The sequence below is a fragment of the Megasphaera indica genome (assembly GCF_046614755.1).
Lineage (GTDB): Bacteria > Bacillota > Negativicutes > Veillonellales > Megasphaeraceae > Megasphaera > Megasphaera intestinihominis.
On record NZ_JBKKJR010000001.1, the window covers coordinates 112,968 to 131,803 of the forward strand.

At 52.6% G+C, this 18,836-nt stretch carries 18 protein-coding genes and 1 other annotated feature (1 of these 19 only partly in view); of the genes, 17 read left to right on the plus strand and 1 reads right to left on the minus strand.

Annotated features, from left to right (window positions below; translation table 11 throughout):
• Positions 1-6 precede the first annotated feature (6 nt).
• The 11 genes from ACFCTO_RS00580 to sufU all read left to right on the plus strand — a co-directional run bounded on the left by ACFCTO_RS00580 (position 7) and on the right by sufU (position 8,708).
• A complete protein-coding gene (locus tag ACFCTO_RS00580; protein WP_292262238.1) occupies positions 7-657 on the plus strand; it encodes an RsiV family protein in 651 nt (216 codons plus the stop codon).
• Positions 658-762: 105 nt separating this feature from the next.
• On the plus strand, positions 763-924 hold the full coding sequence (locus ACFCTO_RS00585; protein WP_054336352.1) for a rubredoxin: 162 nt from the start codon (positions 763-765) through the stop codon (positions 922-924).
• Between the two features lie 288 nt (positions 925-1,212).
• Complete coding sequence (locus tag ACFCTO_RS00590) at positions 1,213-1,608, plus strand: hypothetical protein (RefSeq protein WP_292261952.1); 396 nt, start codon at positions 1,213-1,215, stop codon at positions 1,606-1,608.
• Positions 1,609-1,679: 71 nt separating this feature from the next.
• Positions 1,680-1,820, plus strand: a complete 141-nt coding sequence (gene scfA, locus ACFCTO_RS00595; protein ID WP_014017076.1) for a six-cysteine ranthipeptide SCIFF — start codon at positions 1,680-1,682, stop codon at positions 1,818-1,820.
• A gap of 69 nt (positions 1,821-1,889) precedes the next feature.
• Positions 1,890-3,323 (plus strand): thioether cross-link-forming SCIFF peptide maturase, encoded by a 1,434-nt coding sequence (scfB, locus tag ACFCTO_RS00600; RefSeq protein WP_020310472.1) that lies wholly within the window; start codon positions 1,890-1,892, stop codon positions 3,321-3,323.
• Complete coding sequence (locus ACFCTO_RS00605) at positions 3,316-3,522, plus strand: hypothetical protein (protein ID WP_020310471.1); 207 nt, start codon at positions 3,316-3,318, stop codon at positions 3,520-3,522. The genes scfB and ACFCTO_RS00605 overlap by 8 nt, the downstream gene beginning before the upstream one ends.
• Before the next feature lie 165 nt (positions 3,523-3,687).
• Entirely contained in the window at positions 3,688-4,425 is a 738-nt protein-coding gene (sufC, locus tag ACFCTO_RS00610) for a Fe-S cluster assembly ATPase SufC (protein WP_292108376.1), read from the plus strand.
• 131 nt (positions 4,426-4,556) lie between these two features.
• Positions 4,557-5,921 (plus strand): Fe-S cluster assembly protein SufB, encoded by a 1,365-nt coding sequence (gene sufB, locus ACFCTO_RS00615; RefSeq protein WP_292261954.1) that lies wholly within the window; start codon positions 4,557-4,559, stop codon positions 5,919-5,921.
• Between the two features lie 15 nt (positions 5,922-5,936).
• Positions 5,937-7,073, plus strand: coding sequence for a SufB/SufD family protein (locus ACFCTO_RS00620; RefSeq protein ID WP_292261950.1), 1,137 nt, complete (start codon positions 5,937-5,939; stop codon positions 7,071-7,073).
• Positions 7,036-8,256, plus strand: a complete 1,221-nt coding sequence (locus ACFCTO_RS00625; RefSeq protein ID WP_292261949.1) for an aminotransferase class V-fold PLP-dependent enzyme — start codon at positions 7,036-7,038, stop codon at positions 8,254-8,256. The genes ACFCTO_RS00620 and ACFCTO_RS00625 overlap by 38 nt, the downstream gene beginning before the upstream one ends.
• 14 nt (positions 8,257-8,270) lie before the next feature.
• The gene (gene sufU / locus ACFCTO_RS00630; protein ID WP_020310466.1) at positions 8,271-8,708 is read left to right on the plus strand and encodes a Fe-S cluster assembly sulfur transfer protein SufU; all 438 of its coding nucleotides are present in this window, start codon (positions 8,271-8,273) and stop codon (positions 8,706-8,708) included.
• Positions 8,709-8,986: 278 nt separating this feature from the next.
• Here the strand turns inward: sufU and lgt are convergent, their stop codons facing one another.
• Positions 8,987-9,775 carry a prolipoprotein diacylglyceryl transferase gene (lgt, locus tag ACFCTO_RS00635; RefSeq protein ID WP_292260363.1) on the minus strand — a complete coding sequence of 263 codons (789 nt, stop codon included), beginning with the start codon at positions 9,773-9,775 and terminating at the stop codon, positions 8,987-8,989.
• Positions 9,776-9,900: 125 nt separating this feature from the next.
• Here lgt and ACFCTO_RS00640 point away from each other — a divergent pair, with 125 nt between their 5' ends.
• From ACFCTO_RS00640 to ACFCTO_RS00665, 6 genes are all read left to right on the plus strand, one after another.
• A complete protein-coding gene (locus ACFCTO_RS00640) occupies positions 9,901-11,655 on the plus strand; it encodes a glycosyl hydrolase family 18 protein (protein ID WP_481325042.1) in 1,755 nt (584 codons plus the stop codon).
• A gap of 87 nt (positions 11,656-11,742) precedes the next feature.
• Complete coding sequence (gene leuS / locus ACFCTO_RS00645; protein ID WP_292300349.1) at positions 11,743-14,223, plus strand: leucine--tRNA ligase; 2,481 nt, start codon at positions 11,743-11,745, stop codon at positions 14,221-14,223.
• A gap of 245 nt (positions 14,224-14,468) precedes the next feature.
• A complete protein-coding gene (locus tag ACFCTO_RS00650) occupies positions 14,469-15,083 on the plus strand; it encodes an NUDIX hydrolase (RefSeq protein ID WP_292300351.1) in 615 nt (204 codons plus the stop codon).
• Between the two features lie 348 nt (positions 15,084-15,431).
• Positions 15,432-16,583: an acyl-CoA dehydrogenase gene (locus ACFCTO_RS00655; protein ID WP_292260354.1), complete on the plus strand. Its 1,152-nt coding sequence runs from the start codon at positions 15,432-15,434 to the stop codon at positions 16,581-16,583.
• Between the two features lie 73 nt (positions 16,584-16,656).
• Positions 16,657-17,469, plus strand: a complete 813-nt coding sequence (locus tag ACFCTO_RS00660) for an electron transfer flavoprotein subunit beta/FixA family protein (RefSeq protein ID WP_292260351.1) — start codon at positions 16,657-16,659, stop codon at positions 17,467-17,469.
• Between the two features lie 20 nt (positions 17,470-17,489).
• Positions 17,490-18,506, plus strand: a complete 1,017-nt coding sequence (locus tag ACFCTO_RS00665; protein ID WP_020310461.1) for an electron transfer flavoprotein subunit alpha/FixB family protein — start codon at positions 17,490-17,492, stop codon at positions 18,504-18,506.
• Positions 18,507-18,803: 297 nt separating this feature from the next.
• Positions 18,804-18,836, plus strand: a binding site (T-box leader); it runs 182 nt beyond the window's last position.

Here is an 18,836-nt window from a genome sequence, read left to right on the forward strand (position 1 = left end):
ATTATGATGATGAAAAAGAAAGTCCTCACCGTTTTATGCGGCGCCTGGCTCATGGGGGCCGCCGCCATGGCCGCTTCGCCGGCCGTCATCCAGGATGCGCCCAAAGCCGTGTATACTCACAGCGATGGCAGCGTCCTCAGTATCCAATACCCGTCCATCACGATGACGGAAAATGCCGGAGCTGCCCAGCTGATAGCCCAGTATTTTGCCGATGAGCAGCAGCAGGCCAAGACCTTTTTCGACCAGCAGGGCAATAAAGGCGTCAAATTGACGGAAGAGAAGACCTATACCGTCACCTTGAACGATGGCAAATATTTGTCCTTCCTCGATGAAGGCTATCTCTATTTCGACAGGGCTGCCCATCCGACCAGCTGGAAGACCGGCGTCGTCTTCGATATGGCGACGGGCAAGCGCATCACCAACTGGCGTGACCTGGTTAAACCGGGCGATGAAAAGTATTTCACCCTCAAGAAAATCACCAATAAACTGACCCTGAGCGGCCACGTCCTGTCGACGTACTTCAACGGTCTGACAGAAGACCCGAAGAATTTCTATCTCGACAAGAGCCGCAATATCCACTTCGTCTTTGGCCAGTATGAGGTAGCACCGTATTCGTCGGGCATCATTGATATCAATATGGGCAGACAGGCAAAATAAGTCATAAAATAATCTTGCTTTTTTTGGACCAATATGATATTATAAACGTGTCAAAATAATTAATAAGAATTATTCGTTAATACGTTGATTCAGGAGGAAAAGAACATGGATAAGTACGAATGCAGCATTTGTGGTTACATTTATGACGAAGCTGAAGGCGATGCAGATAACGGTATCGCAGCTGGCACGAAATTCGCTGATCTCCCGGCAGATTGGGTATGTCCGACCTGCGGCGCTGATAAAGACGCTTTCGTAAAAATGGACTAACAAACTAGCAGCTAGCTGCTAGCCGCTTAAAAGGGACTGTCGCACGAATGTTTATTCTATCGTGTGCGGTCCCTTTCTCTTTATAGTTTGTAGTTTGGCGCCAAATATCTGGGCGGGCCTTTGGGACGGCCCTACGAACTGCTAGTTGCTAACGGCTAACTGCTAAAAAGGTCCTGTCGCATAGCGACAGGACCTTTTTATTGACAATATCCCGGAAGCACGATACAATGATTACAGTTAGACATAAATATTCGTCATGTTTCACATGATTTTGCAGGGGGTGCTTCTGTGAATTTAAAATATGTCAAAGGCAGTTACATGGATGAAATCATGTACGAAGGCCGGCCTGTCCTGTTTACCCTCGATGGCCTCGAAGAAGGTCATGAAGAGGAAGCACAGCAGTACGGTGAAGAAGTTTGGAACTGGGTTTTGGCGCACCGCTCCCGTGTCATCGCTCATGCGCCGCTGATTGCGAATTTCAAGAACAAGAAATGGCGCTCTGACGGCGAACCGGAAGTGACAGCCGAGGAAATCCGCAGTTATTTAAGTCGCATCACTTCGATTTATGCTACTTATAAGAAAGGCTTCGACGTATTCTTCGATACCAATGACGTATTCGATGAACGGTCCATCGTCATCAGCATGGGCAAGAATTTCTTCTTTGAAGGCTTCAAACTCTTGTAATCCTGTCATATTGTAGAATCACCGAGAATGTGGTAAAATAAGGAATAATCATTGATAGCGAGGTGAATATCATGGCAAAACACATCATTACGATCAACACAGAATCGATCCAGAAGACGGCACAGCACGCTGGCTGCAGCGAATGTCAGACGTCCTGCCAGTCCGCTTGCAAAACTTCTTGCACTGTTGGCAATCAGATCTGCACAAAATAAGTTACGTGAAGGAAAAGGGGCGTCGCTCACGCGGCACCCCCTTCTTTTTGTATGGAGGAAACATTATTCATGGCTGAAATTAAACCAATGATTCATAAATACTGTCAGAACGGGACGTACATGCTCCTCGACGTCAACAGCGGCATCATCAACGTCATCGACAAGATGACCTACGATGTCCTCGACGTCTATGACGGTACCAATAAAGACGCTGTCTATCAGGCCTTTGCCGGGACGTACGATAAAAAGGATTTGGACGAAACCCTGGGCGAACTGGATGAGCTCATCGAAAAGGAAATGCTCTTTGCACCGATGACGGAAAACTTCAAGGTCGTCGCCGAAGAAGAACCGGTCATCAAATCGCTCTGCCTGAACATTGCCCACGATTGCAACCTGCGCTGTCAATACTGCTTTGCCTCCCAGGGCGATTACGATACGCACAAGCGGGAACTCATGAGCTTCGACGTAGCCAAACACGCTGTCGACCTGCTCATCAAGAGCACCGAAGGCAAACGCCAGCACTGCGAAATCGACTTCTTTGGTGGCGAACCGCTGATGAACTTCGGCGTCGTCAAGCAGACCATCGAATACATCCGGGAACAGGAAAAAATCCACGATAAAGTCTTCAAGCTGTCCCTGACGACGAACGGCATGCTCCTCGACCCGGCCAAGGTCAAGTATTTGACGGATAATCACATTAGCCTCATCCTGAGTCTCGACGGCCGTCCGGAAGTCCACGACCGCATGCGTCCCGATGCCGGCGGTCACGGCTCGTACAAGACCTGTGCTGACAATCAGGTCTATGCGGCGAAACACCGCAACGGTGAAGAATATTACGTCCGCGGGACGTATACAAAATACAACCTCGATTTCACCAAAGACGTAGAACACATGGCCGACCTCGGCTTTGAAGGCCTGTCCATGGAACCCGTCGTCGGCGACGACTTGTCCTATGCCATCACCGATGACGACTTGCCCCGCATTTATGAAGAATACGACCGCCTGGCCGATTTCTACCTGAAACGCATGGATGAAGGCCGGCCCTTCATTTATTATCACTTCATCATGGACCTCTATCGCGGTCCCTGCATCGCCAAGCGCCTGCGCGGCTGCGGTGCCGGCCATGAATACATGTGCGTCGTCCCCAACGGCGACATCTATCCCTGTCATCAGTTCGTCGGCCAGGACGACTATGTCATCGGCAACGTCTATGACGGCGTGACCAATACGGAACTGCCGCCGCTCTTCCGCGACATGCACGTCCTCAACAAGCCCATCTGCTGCGACTGCTGGGCCAAGTTCTTCTGCAGCGGCGGCTGCCATGCCAATAACATCAAGTACGGCGGCAACATCCAGACGCCGTATGAACTGAGCTGCAAGATCCAGAAGAAGCGCATCGAATGTGCCATGTACATCCAGGCCGTCCTGGCTATGCGCGGCCAGAAAGCCCGCCTCTTCGGGGACCCGGAAGAAAATTGTGAAGGATGCGGCGCCTGTGAATAAGCTGACCAAGCTCATGAAGCTCAAGGTCTTCTTATGGATCGTCGTCTATGCCTATTTACTCTATGCCATCGTCGTCGACGGCCCGTCGGCAGGTCTTCTAGGCCTGCTGGCGGCAGCTGTCGCCGTCTGTGTCATGCAGGTATGGATGCATAGCAAGGCCCGGGCCCGGTGGATGCATAATAAATTTGATAAAAAATAACCAGAAACGCTACTAAATAGGTTGACTTTGTGGCGTTTATGGAGTACATTAAGAACAGTCCAGTAAGTGTATCTAAATGGTACACTTTATCAATACAAAAATTCGCGCTCTGTCCTGCTGCGCAGGGGAGAGGTGAAACGTATAACTTATGTAGGAGTGATACTGATGAGTGAATTATTAAGAGTAGAAGGCTTGCACATCGCTGTCGAAGGCAAAGAAATCCTCAAAGGCCTCGACCTGACGATCAACACAGGCGAAACACATGTCATCATGGGTTCCAACGGCGCCGGCAAATCGACGCTGTTCAATGCCATCATGGGCAACCCGAAATACGTCGTCACAGCCGGCAAGATCTTCTTTGAAGGCAAAGATATTACGGAAGCTCCCGTCAATGAACGCGCCAAAGCAGGCATCTTCATGGCCTTCCAGCAGCCTATCGCCGTCCAGGGCATTTCCGTTGAAAACTTCATTCGCAACGCCAAGAGCACCGTATCGGGTCAGCAGCAGCGCATCATGCCCTTCCGTAAGAAGCTCCACGCCCAGATGGAACAGCTGAAGATGGATAAGTCCTATGCTGAACGCTATGTCAACGACGGCTTCTCCGGCGGCGAACGGAAAAAGACGGAAATCCTCCAGATGTGCATGCTCGAACCGAAACTGACCATGCTCGACGAAATCGACTCGGGCCTCGACGTCGATGCCGTCCGCATCGTATCGGACACGGTATCCAAGTACCACAATGAAAACAATTCCATCCTGGTCATTACCCACCACAGTGAAATCTTGCAGCACTTGAAACCGGATTTCGTCCACATCCTCATCGACGGCAAGATCGTCAAGACCGGCGATGCATCGCTCATCCAGGCTATTGAAGCCAACGGCTACGACGCATACAAAGGATAGTAGGAGGTACAGCTATGGCTGATAATAAAGAAAAGCTGGTCGATCAGGAAAAAGAAAAACTGGTCGAACAGAAAGAAGAAAAAATCGCTGAAGAACGCCAGAAGATCGATACCTTCGCCGACTTCGGCAACATGTATAACTTTAAGAAAGATTTTACCTATTCCTATAAGACCGATGCCGGTCTGACGGAAGACATCGTCCGTGAAATTTCGGAAAAGAAACATGAACCGAAGTGGATGCTCGATTTCCGCCTCAAATCGCTGGATATCTTCAACCACATGGAATATCCCGACTGGGGCCCGGACATCAGCGAACTCGACATGGACAACATCGTCACTTATGTCCGCCCGAACGCTCAGATGAAAGCTGACTGGAACGACGTCCCCGATGACATTAAAGACACCTTCGACCGCCTGGGTATCCCGGAAGCCGAAAAGACGTCCCTCGCCGGCGTCGGTGCCCAGTACGACTCGGAAGTCGTCTACCACAGCATCCAGGACGAACTGGTCCAGCAGGGCGTCGTCTATACCGACTTCGATACGGCCCTGGAAAAATATGAAGACATCGTCAAGGCTCATTTCATGAAGCTCGTCCCGCCGACGGACCACAAGTTCGCCGCTCTGCACGGTGCCGTCTGGTCCGGTGGCTCCTTCGTCTACGTTCCGGCCGGTGTCGATGTCTCCATCCCGCTGCAGAGTTATTTCCGACTCAATGCACCGGGCGCAGGCCAGTTTGAACACACGATGATCATCGTCGAAAAGGGCGCGAAAGTCCACTTCATCGAAGGCTGTTCCGCTCCGAAATACAATGTCGCCAACCTCCATGCAGGCTGCGTCGAATTGTTCATCGGCGACGATGCATCCCTGACCTATTCGACCATCGAAAACTGGTCCAAGAACATGTACAACCTCAATACCAAGCGGGCCATCGTCGGCAAGAACGGCACGATCAACTGGGTCACGGGCTCCTTCGGTTCCCATACGTCGTGCCTCTACCCCATGAGTATTCTCCAGGGCGAAGGCGCACACTGCGAATTCACAGGCGTCACCTTTGCCGGCAAGGGCCAGTACCTCGACACGGGTTCGAAAGTCGTCCACAACGCACCGAACACGACGAGCAACATCAATTCTAAATCCATCAGCAAGAGCGGCGGCGTCTGCATCTATCGCGGCAGTGTCGTCATCAACCCGCCGGCTGACGGTGCCAAGGCCAACGTCAGCTGCGAATCGCTCATGCTCGACGAACAGTCGCAGTCCGATACGATTCCGGCTATCGTCGTCAAGAACGACAACATCGACCTCGGCCACGAAGCTTCCATCGGCCGTATTTCCGACGAAGCCATCTTCTACCTCATGAGCCGCGGCCTCAGCGAAGATGAAGCGCGGGCTATGCTCGTCCGGGGCTTCGTCGAACCGGTATCCAAGGCACTGCCTTTGGAATATGCCGTCGAAATGAATAACCTGATCAATCTCGAACTCAAAGGTTCGTTGAAATAGGGGAGGAGGAACATCATGGCAGTAAAGACAGAAAAAATCCAGTACAACCAACTCCCGCGCCCGACCTTCCGCTGGATGAAGGTCAATCACCTGGAATTGGACCCCTTGAAAGCCCAGGCTGCTCCGGCTTATACGCCGGAAGAACGCCACGACGGCGACGCAGCGGTGACCTTCTATGAAGGCAATCAGATGCCGGACCTCGGCGATTTCCAGGGTTCCAATGCGGAAGAACTCCAAAAAGCACTGAACCAGGCCAATTCTGGCTGCGCCGTCAGCGTCGGCGAAAACCAGAAAGGGTCGGTTCATTTGAAATACAGCCTCAGCGAAGCGATGCCTCAGCTTACGGCTCAGCTCAAAATCGAAGCCGCTGCCCACAGCGATTTGACGGTCTACCTGGAATTTGACGGCAGTGCCGATGACGGCTCAGTCAACTTCCTCACTTACGTCAAGACCGGCGAAGGGGCTCACGTCAAAGTCAGCAAGGTCCAGCTCAACGGCGAAAACGTCCGCCACGTCGAACACCGCTACGGCGATGCCGGCAAAGAAAGTACGATTGACTACGTCAGTGCCGAACTGGGCGGCAAGGCAGCCATCGTCTATTACAAGACAGACCTCATGCACGATGAAAGCAATTTCAACAGCCAGGCCATGTACCTCGGCCATGACGACCAGGTCGTCGACTTCTCTTACTGGGTTCCCACACAGGGCGTCAAGACCAATACGGACATCTTGACGACAGGCGCCCTCCTCGATACGTCGAAGAAGTTCTTCCGCGGTACTATCGACTTCCTCCGCGGCGGCAAGAAAGCCGTCGGTTCTGAATCGGATACGTGCATCCTGCTCAGCCCGAAGGTCCATTCCATTTCCGTACCGCTCCTCCTCTGCAAGGAAGACGACGTCGTCGGGAACCATGCTTCCAGTGCCGGTCAGATCGATAAGGACAAGCTCTTCTACCTCATGAGCCGCGGCTTCAATGAAACCGGCGCCCAGCTGATCATCGTCGAATCGAATATCCGCCCGGTCATCGATGCCCTGGGTGATAAAGATTTAGAAAATAAAGCGCTCCAGGCTGTACGCGAAAAGATGCAGTTCTGCCGCAAGAAAGGTGATTGCCATGCTAAATGTACGCAAAGATTTCCCCATCTTGACTAAAGTTCATAATGGACATCAGATCGTTTACTTTGATAACGCTGCGACGACGCAGAAACCGTACCAGGTCATCCACGCCATCGTAGACCTCTTGGAACACCACAACGGCAATCCCCATCGCGGTGCCCACGTCCTCAGCATCGAAGCCGGTGAATTGTACGACGAAGCCCGCGAAGCAGTCCGCAAATTCATCAACGCCGCTTCGACGGAAGAAGTCATCTTCGTCCGCAATACGACGGAAGCGCTGAACCTCGTAGCCCGCAGCTATGCAGAACCGCGCCTGAAGAAAGGCGACAAGATCGTCATCCCCATTTCGGAACACCATTCCGACCTGGTCACGTGGCAGCGCGTCTGCCAGAAGACCGGCGCCGTACTCGATTATATGTACCTCGACGAAGAAGGCCACTTCACAGAAGAAGACCTGGCTAAGATCGACGACAAGACGAAAATCGTCGCCTTTGCCGCTGTCAGCAACGTCTTCGGCATGAAGCGCCCGGTCAAGGAAATCGTCGCCAAAGCCCATTCCGTCGGAGCCATCGCCATCGTCGACGGTGCTCAGTCGACACCGCACATGAAGACCGACGTCCAGGATATGGACTGCGACTTCTTCGCCTTCTCGGGCCACAAGATGTGCGGTTCTGCCAGCACGGGCGTCCTTTACGGCAAGAAAGCCATCCTGGAAGACATGGAACCGTTCCTCCTCGGCGGCGACATGATCGAATATGTCAAGGAACAGTCGACGACCTTTAACGAACTGCCCTTCAAATTCGAAGCCGGTTCCCAGAACGTCGAAGGTGCCGTTGCCCTGCACGCTGCCATCGACTATTTGCAAGACCTGGGCATGGACAACATCGAAGCCCATGAAGAAGAACTGACCCGCCACTGCCTGGAAGGGATGAAGAAAATCCCTCATATCCACATCATCGGCAGTACCGACCCGGCTGAAAAGACCGGCGTCATTACCTTCACCATCGACGGCGTCCATCCCCATGACGCAGCGACCATCCTGGACAGCTTCGGCATCGCCATCCGTTCGGGCCACCACTGCGCACAGCCTTTAGGCGCTCACTTGGGCGTAGAAGCCTCGAACCGCGCCAGCTTCTATATCTACAATACCCTGGAAGAAGTCGACTACTTCCTGGAAAAACTGCCCCTCGTCCGCAAACAGATGGGCTTTAAAGATTAAGGAGATAGAAAGTCATGGAAAATATGAACGAATTGTATTCCGACATCATCTTGGAACACAATCAGTGTCAGGAAAATAAACATCCCCTGGAAGATGCCAACCTCAGCGAACACGGCCACAACCCGAGTTGCGGTGACGACATCACCCTCCAGGCCGACATCCAGGACGGCGTCATCAAAGACGCTGCCTATACGGGCCACGGCTGTGCCATCAGCCAGGCTTCGGCGGACATCATGATCGACCTCATCAAAGGCAAGACCGTCAAAGAAGCCCTGCGCCTGGTCGACCTCTTCCTGGATATGATCAAACGGGAAGTCACCGACGATGACCAGTTGGAAGAACTGGAAGACGCCATCGCCCTGAAGAACATCTCCAACATGCCGGCCCGCGTCAAATGCGCCGTCCTGGCATGGCATACCCTGAAAGATGCCCTGGAACGGGAAGAAAAGTAGCCGCTAGCAGTTAGCTGCTAGCGGCTTGTAGGGGACGCCCAGAGGGCGTCCCGCTTGTGGAAATCCCATAAATCAAAAGAGGCTGTTGCATTAAGCGCATGTTTTTGCTTAATGCAACAGCCTCTTTTGCGTGTACAGAGATTCAGGCGGGCCGCCAGCCTCTGCTGTCCATTCCAGCAACCGTCCTGCGCCTTCCGTTGGTCGGTACCTGACGGGCTGGAAAGGCTTTTAGGACGGCCCCTGCGGCCTGCAGACTGCGAGCCACGAGTCACGAACCACTAGCCACTGACTTTTTCATCCACGCTGCCTTTCCACTGGATGAGGATGAAGGCGATGAGGGCGATGGCGAAGGCGATGACGCTGGTCATCTGGGCCGATTTCAGGCCCAGCGTCAGGTTAACGTAGTCGCCGCGGAGGAATTCCAGGAAGAAGCGTTCGACGGCGTAGAGCATGACGTACAGGCAGAATACCTGGCCCTTTTTGTGGGGGAAGCAGCTGTAGAGGAGCAGAGCGACGAAGACCAGAACGTCAATCTGGCCTTCCCAGACTTCGGCCGGCCACAAGGGCTGATTGCCATACGTGTGATAGGCCAGGGTCGTGTCGGGATAGACGATGCCGAAGTCACCGCCTGTGGGATGGCCGAAGGCGTCGCCGTTCATGAGGTTGGCCATGCGCCCGATGGATTGGCCCAGGATGATGGCCGGTGCCAGGAGGTCGGCAAAGGCCCAGGTGTCGATGTGATGGTACTTCGTGTACAGGATGCCGGCTACGGCGCCGAAGAGCAGGCCGCCCTGGATGGCCATGCCACCCTGCCAGACGTAGGGGATTTCCGTCAGATGGTTGTGATAATAGGCCCAGTCGAAGAAGAAGACGTCCCATAGACGGCCGCCGACGATGCCCGACAGGCCGCAGTACATGGTGAAGTCAAAGATGTGGACGTGCCAGCCCCGGCCGTCGCGTTTCATGATATAGTAAGCCGTAATGCCGGCAGAAACGATACCCAGCATGAATAACAGCCCATAAGCCCGGATCGGGAAGGAACCGATAAAAAATAGATATTGATGCAATATAAAACACCCCTTTGTTGTGGTATAATGGAACAATGTGAACGGAACATGAAAAGGTTCACGGTTACCATAGAATTATACAGGATTGAGGACTTTTTTCCAATCCTCGTGAGGAGCAAATGACGATGAAATACAACCATGTTATGCGGACGTCCTGTCTGGCCGCCTTGATTTGTCTGTCCCTGAGTGCTGTTTCCTGGGCCAATGGGCCGGCTGCGGACAGCGCCAAGGCGTCGGACCCGGCCTTCAATGTACCTACCGTAGCCAATCCTATCCCTGATGAAGCCATCAAAGACCTGGAAATCGTCGAAGACCAGGGGCGTTGGCTCGTCTCTGACAAGGCGCTGGAACAATACGGCATCCGTGAAGCCGACCACGCCAAGGGGACCTACTGGTTCCGCCTGCCGAAGGCCCAGAACGGCTCGACGGCCTGGCAGAACGAAAACGTCCAGCTGACTCTGCCGGGACGAGCAGTCAGCGGCGGCCGGACCATCAATATCCGCCATGTCCGCCGTCCCCTGGGCATCAGCTACGTCCTGGGCAACGGGACGACAGAAAAGAACGAACTCCTGCCGCCATCCCAGCCCGTCCATACGGTACCGGAACTCCGCCAGGTACAGGACGCAGTACCGGCAGCGGCTAAGGAAGGGAAGATGGGGACCGTCCTCTTTTGGGACCCTGTCATGAAGGAAGACGCCAGCCTGCCGTCTTTGCAGACCCGTCAGCCCGTCATGTCGCCCTGTGCTTTCCGCCTGACGGAAAGCGGCGTCGAACTGCGCAATCCCGACTTCGATATGCTGGCTTCGACGTATACCAGCAAGGGATACGCTATGTGGCCTTTGATCGACAACAATTTCAACCCCAAACTGACCCATCAGGTCCTGAGCAACAGCCGTCTCCAGGACACGATGGTCCGCCAGCTCGTCGGCTATGCCTTATTATATGATTTCAAAGGCTATAACATCGACTTTGAAAACGTCAATTACAGCGATAAAGATGCTCTGACGGCTTTTGTGGCCAAACTGTCCCAGGCCTGCCATGCTTATGGTATCCAGCTTTCCATGGATGTCACGCCCGTCTCGGACAGCCCCAACTGGTCCCTGGTCTATGACCGGGCGGCCCTGGCTCCGCATCTCGACTACCTCATGGTCATGGCCTATGACCAGTTCGGCCGGGCCAGCACGACAGCCGGCCCTGTCGCTTCCTATCCCTGGGTCGAACGGGCTGTACAGAATACGATTGATCTCGTACCGCCGTCGAAAGTCCTGCTGGGCATGCCGTTGTACATGCGCTTGTGGTATGAATCCAGCGATGGCCGCGATTTGCCGAAAGACATCCACGACTGGCCGGCTGTCGTCGGCGCACCGCCGGCAAAGGGCGTGAAATACAGCGAGGCCAGAGAAGAAGCAGCTGAAGAAGCGGCTGGGCCGATGCTGGTCCAGGTCGTAACGGCGGAACAGGAAAATGTCCGTCGGGCCAAACAGCCGGTCATCATGCCTGTCGAACTCGATGGGGAAACGTATAAGCGCCGTGTCCTGCCGCGTCGTATCAAGACGGCCCCCAAAGCTGCAGCCACGGCTCCGGCGCGCAAGAGCGGCGGCAAGGGCAAGCTCTTCGTCCGCACGTTGACCATGGCCGACAGCGAAGACATCCTCAAGGCCTATAAGGACTATGTCGTCTGGAACGATGATCTGCAGCTCTATTATCTAGAACTGCCGCTGACGACGGGGACCGTCAAGATCTGGTTTGAAGATGAAAAGTCACTGAAAGCCAAAGCCGGCCTGGTCCAGACCTATGGTTTGGGCGGCGCTGCCTTCTGGCGCAAAGGCTTTGAACCGGCACATTTTTGGCAGCGTTTTGCAAAACATGAATTGACTTGACGACGCCCTGCCACTATAATAATACTCAAGACGCTGTAGTACAGTCTGTCTGTATTTTGACTGGGGCAGGATAGGAGGCTCTCACAATTGGAAAAGTATATTCCACAGGAAATAGAAAAGAAATGGCAGCACGTATGGGAAGAAAGTAAATGCGACTGCTGCACCGAAGACAACGGCAAGCCGCCGTACTACGTATTGGAAATGTTCCCGTATCCGTCGGGTAACCTGCACATGGGTCATGTCCGCAATTACACGATTGGTGACGTCATTGCCCGTTATCGCCGCATGAGCGGCTATAACGTCTTGCATCCTATGGGCTATGATGCTTTCGGTATGCCTGCAGAAAACGCAGCTATCAAACACAATATCCCGCCTGCAGAATGGACATACAGCAATATTGAAAACATGACACGCCAGCAGAAAGCCCTGGGCCTGTCGTATGACTGGGACCGCGAAGTCGCTACGTGCCACGAAAAATACTATAAATGGACGCAGTGGATCTTTGAACTGCTCTACAAACGCGGCCTGGCTTACCGCAAAGAAGCTAAAGTCAACTGGTGCGAAAAATGCAACACCGTATTGGCCAACGAACAGGTCATCGAAGGCAAATGCTGGCGCTGCGACACACCGGTCGTCAAAAAGGACTTGAAACAGTGGTTCTTCAAAATCACCGACTACGCAGACCGCCTGCTCGACGATCTGAAACTCCTGCCGGGCTGGCCGGAACGCGTCAAGACTATGCAGAAGAACTGGATCGGCCGCAGTGAAGGCTTGGAATTCAGCTTCGACATTCCCAGCCTGAAGGAAAAAGTAGCCGTCTACACGACGCGTCCTGACACGATTTACGGTGTCACTTTCGTCGTCCTGCCGCCGGAACATCCGCTGGTCCACAAGATTTTGGAAAACAATCCCAAGAAAGCCGAACTGGAAGCATTCTGCGAAAAAGTACGCAATACCAGCGATATCGAACGGACGAGCACGGAATCGGAAAAAGTCGGCATGTATACCGGCATCGACTGCGTCCATCCGCTGACGGGCAAGAGCGTCCAGATTTGGATCACCAACTACGTCCTCTACGATTATGGTACCGGCGCCGTCATGGGCGTACCGACGGGTGACCAGCGTGACTGGATGTTCGCTACGAAATACAACATCCCGAAGATCATCACTTTGCAGCCGAAAGACCACGAACTGAAGCTGGAAGAAATGGACCATGCCTATGAAGACAAGGACGGCGTCCTGGTCAATGCCGGTCCTTTCACGGGCATGGAAATGCATAAAGCCATGAAAGCCATCATCGACTACATGGAAGAAAAGGGACTGGGGAAACGCCGCGTCAACTATCGCCTGCGCGACTGGCTCATTTCCCGTCAGCGCTATTGGGGCGCTCCTATCCCTATCATCTACTGCCCGAAATGCGGCGAACAGCTCGTACCGGAAGACCAGCTGCCGGTCAAGCTGCCGGAAGACGTCAAGTTCACGGCTGGCGCCGTATCGCCGCTGGCTACGAGCGAACACTTCGTCCACTGCACGTGCCCGAGATGCGGCGGCCCGGCTACGCGTGAAACGGATACCATCGATACCTTCGTCTGCTCGTCGTGGTACTATCTCCGCTATACCGATGCCCGCAATGATGAAAAAGCCTGGGATCCGAAGAAAGCCAACCATTGGATGAACGTCGACCAGTATATCGGCGGCATCGAACACGCCATCCTGCACCTCATGTATTCCCGTTTCTTCATGAAGGTCTTCTATGACGCCGGCCTGGTCAACAATGTCGAACCTTTCGAACGCCTGCTGACACAGGGCATGGTCCTCCTCGACGGCAGCAAGATGAGTAAGTCCAAGGGCAACATCGTATCGCCGGAAGAAATCATCGCCAAATACGGCGCCGATACGGCCCGCCTGTTCATCCTCTTCGCGGCTCCGCCCGAACGCGACCTGGCCTGGTCTGACCAGGGCGTCGAAGGCTCTTACCGCTTCCTCAACCGTGTATGGCGCATTGTCCATCAGTTCCAGGACTTGGTCAAAGACGGCCTCGAAGGGACGGACTATACGGAAGCCGAAAAAGAACTGCGTTTCCAGGAATTCAAAGCCATTGCCAAGGTCACAGAAGACGTCCGCGGCACAGACGGCAACTACGGCCTCAATACGGCTGTCAGCTCGATTATGGAATACGTTAACGCCATGCATGCCTATGTCGGCGCTAACAAGACCATCCACAAGGCCGTTGCCTTGGAAGCCAACAAGAACCTGCTCAAGCTCCTGGCTCCCTTCACACCGCATATTACGGAAGAACTCTGGCAGAAATGCGGCTTTGAAGGCAGCGTCCATGCTCAGGATTGGCCGGAAGTCGACAAATCGGCTCTCGTCGTCGATGAAATCGAACTGCCTGTCCAGATCAACGGCAAAGTACGCGACCGCCTGACCGTAGCCGTCGACATCGACAAAGATGCCTTGCAGGAAAAAGTCCTGGCTTTACCGCACATCCAGGAATTCATCGGCGATAAGAAAGTAGTCAAATTCATCGTCGTACCGAAGAAGATCATCAACATCGTCATAAAATAAGTAGAGGCTCGCACGTGACGAGCCCGCCGGCCGCAGTTCGCAGTTTTGCCTCCCCTGATAGGGGAGGTGGCCTGAAAGGCCGGAGAGGTTGGGGTTAGCTATAAGCTGATGGCTAGCCACTGACAACTAACAGATACGGGCGCCCAGCGTGGCGCCCCTACAGTAAAAGGGCTTGTCGAAGTACGACAGGCCCTTTTACTTTGTACTTCTTTGAACTTAGTCTTTTCCTCAGAAAGGAGCCTTGTATGAAAGCATTTAAGCCATGGCCGGACCGTATCGTCCGCCAGAACACCTGTATGAATACGCGGGCTTGTGCCGTCTTAGTGCCGATTATCTACAAAGACGGGGAAGAACAGGCCGTGTTTGAAGTGCGCAGCAGCAAGCTGGGCTGGCAGCCTGGCGACGTCTGCTTCCCCGGCGGCCGCATCGACGACGGCGACGACAGCGCTCTGGAAGCGGCCCTGCGGGAGACGAAGGAGGAACTCGGCGTCGACCCGTCCCATATCCACGTCTGGGGCCCCCTGGACTACATGGAATCACCTGTAGGCGTCACCGTATGGCCCTTTGCCGCCTATATGGATACAGATGACTTCGTCCTCAGCCGGGGCGAAGTGGACCATACCTTTACGGTCCCTCTGTCCTGGTTCGATGAGCATGGACCGGAAATCGGCCGCGTCGAACTGGCTACCCGGCCGGCACCGGACTTTCCCAAGGGCCTGGATATTTCCCATCAGACAGGCTGGAAACAGCGCCGGACGTATAACGTCAAGATTTATACGTATGAAAATTATAAAATCTGGGGAATTACGGCACACATCCTTGACAACTTCCGGGGTATCCGTGCTATAATACAACCGTAAGCTTTCCTTAATATTTGTAACCAGCATAGTTAGGTATACGTACAAAAGCGTATACGGAAAAGCAAGGCGTACTCTGTCAAGAAGATTTTAATCTTTTTGCCTCCATTAGTACAAAAAAGTCTTGTTAAAGTTTTAGGATGAGAAAATGGAATAGTGATATTGTGCTTTATAGGCTTTTTGCTATTGATTTAACATGTGAAAAGTTGTACAATGCATTTGTAAGCACTGAGGCGGTGTGAATATATATCCAGACAGAATTTACTGTAAGGAAATGTATCGCCTCGATGTTCAGGTTTTTATCTTATGGCTTTACTAAACTAACTATACACTAAGGAGAGTGGAAACATCATGGATTTTAACTTAACAGATATTCAACAGGACTTCTTAAAACTCGCTCATGATTTCGGCGAAAAGAAATTAGCTCCGACCATTACGGAACGCGACCACAAAGGTATTTATGACAAAGACCTTATCGACGAACTGCTCAGCCTCGGTATTACTGGCGCTTACTTCGAAGAAAAATACGGCGGTTCCGGCGATGACGGCGGCGACGTTTTGAGCTACATCCTCGCTGTTGAAGAATTGGCTAAATACGACGCTGGTGTTGCTATCACCCTGTCGGCAACGGTTTCCCTTTGCGCTAACCCGATTTGGCAGTTCGGCACAGAAGCTCAGAAAGAAAAATTCCTCGTTCCTTTGGTTGAAGGTACTAAACTCGGTGCTTTCGGCTTGACCGAACCGAACGCTGGTACTGATGCTTCCGGCCAGCAGACTGTTGCTGTTAAGAACGACGACGGCACATACACGCTGAACGGCTCCAAGATTTTCATCACCAACGGCGGCGCTGCTGATATCTACATCGTCTTCGCTATGACCGACAAGAGCAAAGGCAACCACGGCATTACAGCCTTCATCCTCGAAGACGGCATGCCTGGCTTCACTTTCGGTAAGAAAGAAGACAAGATGGGCATCCATACTTCGCAGACCATGGAACTCGTATTCCAGGACGTCAAAGTTCCGGCTGAAAACATGCTCGGCGAAGAAGGCAAAGGTTTCAAGATCGCTATGATGACTTTGGACGGCGGCCGTATCGGCGTTGCTGCTCAGGCTCTCGGCATTGCAGAAGCTGCACTGGCAGATGCTGTTGAATACTCCAAACAGCGTGTACAGTTCGGCAAACCGCTCTGCAAATTCCAGTCCATTTCCTTCAAACTGGCTGACATGAAGATGCAGATCGAAGCTGCTCGTAACCTCGTTTACAAAGCTGCTTGCAAGAAACAGGAAGGCAAACCCTTCACCGTTGACGCTGCTATCGCAAAACGCGTTGCTTCCGACGTTGCTATGCGCGTAACGACTGAAGCAGTCCAGATCTTCGGCGGCTATGGCTACAGCGAAGAATATCCGGTTGCTCGTCACATGCGCGATGCTAAGATCACTCAGATCTACGAAGGCACGAACGAAGTTCAGCTCATGGTTACAGGCGGTGCTCTGTTAAGATAAGTGAAGTTTATGATGCAGGCTTGGCATCAGCCAAGCCTGTTACATAAAAAAAGATTTTAGGAGGCAAACGTAAATGGAAATATTGGTATGTGTCAAACAAGTTCCGGACACAGCAGAAGTTAAGATTGACCCCGTAAAACATACCGTCATTCGTGCTGGTGTTCCTAACATTTTTAACCCCTTCGACCAGAATGCTCTGGAAGCAGCTCTTCAGATGAAAGATGCTGACAAAGACGTAAAGATTACGTTACTCTCGATGGGTCCTGATCAGGCAAAAGACGTTCTTCGTGAAGGCCTCGCAATGGGCGCTGACGATGCATATCTTCTGTCCGACCGCAAACTCGGTGGTTCCGACACGTTAGCTACGGGCTATGCTTTGGCACAGGCTATCAAAAAATTAGCTGCTGACAAAGGTATCGAACAGTTCGATATCATCCTTTGCGGCAAACAGGCTATCGACGGCGATACCGCTCAGGTTGGCCCGCAGATCGCTTGCGAACTCGGTATTCCTCAGATTACGTATGCCCGCGACATCAAAGTCGAAGGCAACAAAGTTACTGTTCAGCAGGAAAACGAAGAAGGCTACATCGTAACGGAAGCTAACTTCCCGGTATTGATTACCGCTGTTAAAGACTTGAACGAACCGCGTTTCCCGACCATTCGTGGCACCATGAAAGCAAAACGCCGCGAAATCCCGAACTTGGACGCTGCTGCTGTTGCAGCTGATGACGCTCAGATCGGTTTGTCTGGCTCTCCGACTAAAGTCCGCAAGATTTTCACACCGCCTCAGAGATCCGGTGGTCTCGTTCTCAAAGTTGAAGATGACAACGAACAGGCAATCGTCGACCAGGTTATGGAAAAACTGGTTGCCCAGAAAATCATTTAATCTAAGGAGGAACAGTGAAAATGGATTTAGCAGAATATAAAGGCATTTATGTAATTGCTGAACAGTTCGAAGGCAAATTACGTGATGTATCTTTCGAATTGTTGGGCCAGGCTCGCATCTTGGCTGACACCATCGGCGACGAAGTCGGTGCAATCCTCATTGGTAAAGACGTAAAACCGTTGGCTCAGGAACTCATCGCTCACGGTGCTCATAAAGTATTCGTATATGATGATCCTCAGCTCGAACATTACAATACGACGGCTTATGCAAAAGTTATTTGCGATTTCTTCCATGAAGAAAAACCGAACGTATTCCTCGTTGGCGCTACCAACATTGGCCGTGACCTCGGCCCGCGTGTCGCTAACTCCTTGAAGACTGGCCTCACCGCTGACTGCACACAGCTCGGCGTTGACGACGACAAGAAGACCATCGTATGGACCCGTCCGGCTCTCGGCGGCAACATCATGGCTGAAATCATCTGCCCGGACAACCGTCCGCAGATGGGTACTGTCCGCCCGCACGTCTTCAAAAAACCGGAAGCAGATCCTTCTGCAACTGGCGAAGTTATCGAAAAGAAAGCTAACCTCTCCGATGCTGACTTCATGACCAAATTCGTCGAACTCATCAAATTGGGCGGCGAAGGCGTTAAAATCGAAGATGCTGACGTTATCGTTGCTGGCGGCCGTGGCATGAATGGTGAAGAACCGTTCAAGACCGGTATCCTCAAAGAATGCGCAGACGTCCTCGGCGGCGCTGTTGGTGCATCCCGTGCAGCTGTTGACGCTGGCTGGATCGACGCTCTCCATCAGGTTGGCCAGACTGGTAAAACAGTTGGTCCGAAGATCTACATTGCATGCGCTATTTCCGGTGCTATCCAGCACTTGGCAGGCATGACTGGTTCTGACTGCATCATCGCTATCAACAAAGACGAAGATGCTCCGATCTTCAAAGTCTGCGACTATGGTATCGTAGGCGATGTCTTCAAAGTTCTCCCGCTCCTCACAGAAGCTATCAAGAAACAGAAAGGCATTGCATAAGTTATCTAACCGTGTATAATCAAAAGGTCTATCGCTATGCGATAGACCTTTTTTGCTGCTGGCAGCTGGCCGTTAGTGTCTGACCGCTGGTTCGTAGGGGTTCGCACGTGGCGAACCCGTTTCAGCATATGTGTGGTTTCCTATTCAAGTTGCTAGAAACATCGTGCAAATACCTGGCGGGTCGCCCACGGGCGACCCCTACAAACTCAAAAAGAGGCTGTCGCTTTAAGACAGCCTCTTTTCTCTCTTGACAACCCCCATTTCCTGCCGTATAATTTACGCATACATAGAGATATGTAAGATGCTTTGAAAAGGACAACACTTGATAGC

Bases quoted from the DNA above. Each gene is read 5' to 3' on its own strand.
- ACFCTO_RS00620 (WP_292261950.1), top strand. From the start codon at position 5,937: ATGGCAGTAAAGACAGAAAAAATCCAGTACAACCAACTCCCGCGCCCG.
- sufU (WP_020310466.1), top strand. From the start codon at position 8,271: ATGGAAAATATGAACGAATTGTATTCCGACATCATCTTGGAACACAAT.
- ACFCTO_RS00580 (WP_292262238.1), top strand. From the start codon at position 7: ATGATGAAAAAGAAAGTCCTCACCGTTTTATGCGGCGCCTGGCTCATG.
- ACFCTO_RS00660 (WP_292260351.1), top strand. From the start codon at position 16,657: ATGGAAATATTGGTATGTGTCAAACAAGTTCCGGACACAGCAGAAGTT.
- ACFCTO_RS00585 (WP_054336352.1), top strand. From the start codon at position 763: ATGGATAAGTACGAATGCAGCATTTGTGGTTACATTTATGACGAAGCT.
- sufC (WP_292108376.1), top strand. From the start codon at position 3,688: ATGAGTGAATTATTAAGAGTAGAAGGCTTGCACATCGCTGTCGAAGGC.
- ACFCTO_RS00650 (WP_292300351.1), top strand. From the start codon at position 14,469: ATGAAAGCATTTAAGCCATGGCCGGACCGTATCGTCCGCCAGAACACC.
- ACFCTO_RS00665 (WP_020310461.1), top strand. From the start codon at position 17,490: ATGGATTTAGCAGAATATAAAGGCATTTATGTAATTGCTGAACAGTTC.
- ACFCTO_RS00625 (WP_292261949.1), top strand. From the start codon at position 7,036: ATGCTAAATGTACGCAAAGATTTCCCCATCTTGACTAAAGTTCATAAT.
- ACFCTO_RS00655 (WP_292260354.1), top strand. From the start codon at position 15,432: ATGGATTTTAACTTAACAGATATTCAACAGGACTTCTTAAAACTCGCT.
- scfA (WP_014017076.1), top strand. From the start codon at position 1,680: ATGGCAAAACACATCATTACGATCAACACAGAATCGATCCAGAAGACG.
- ACFCTO_RS00640 (WP_481325042.1), top strand. From the start codon at position 9,901: ATGAAATACAACCATGTTATGCGGACGTCCTGTCTGGCCGCCTTGATT.
- sufB (WP_292261954.1), top strand. From the start codon at position 4,557: ATGTATAACTTTAAGAAAGATTTTACCTATTCCTATAAGACCGATGCC.
- scfB (WP_020310472.1), top strand. From the start codon at position 1,890: ATGGCTGAAATTAAACCAATGATTCATAAATACTGTCAGAACGGGACG.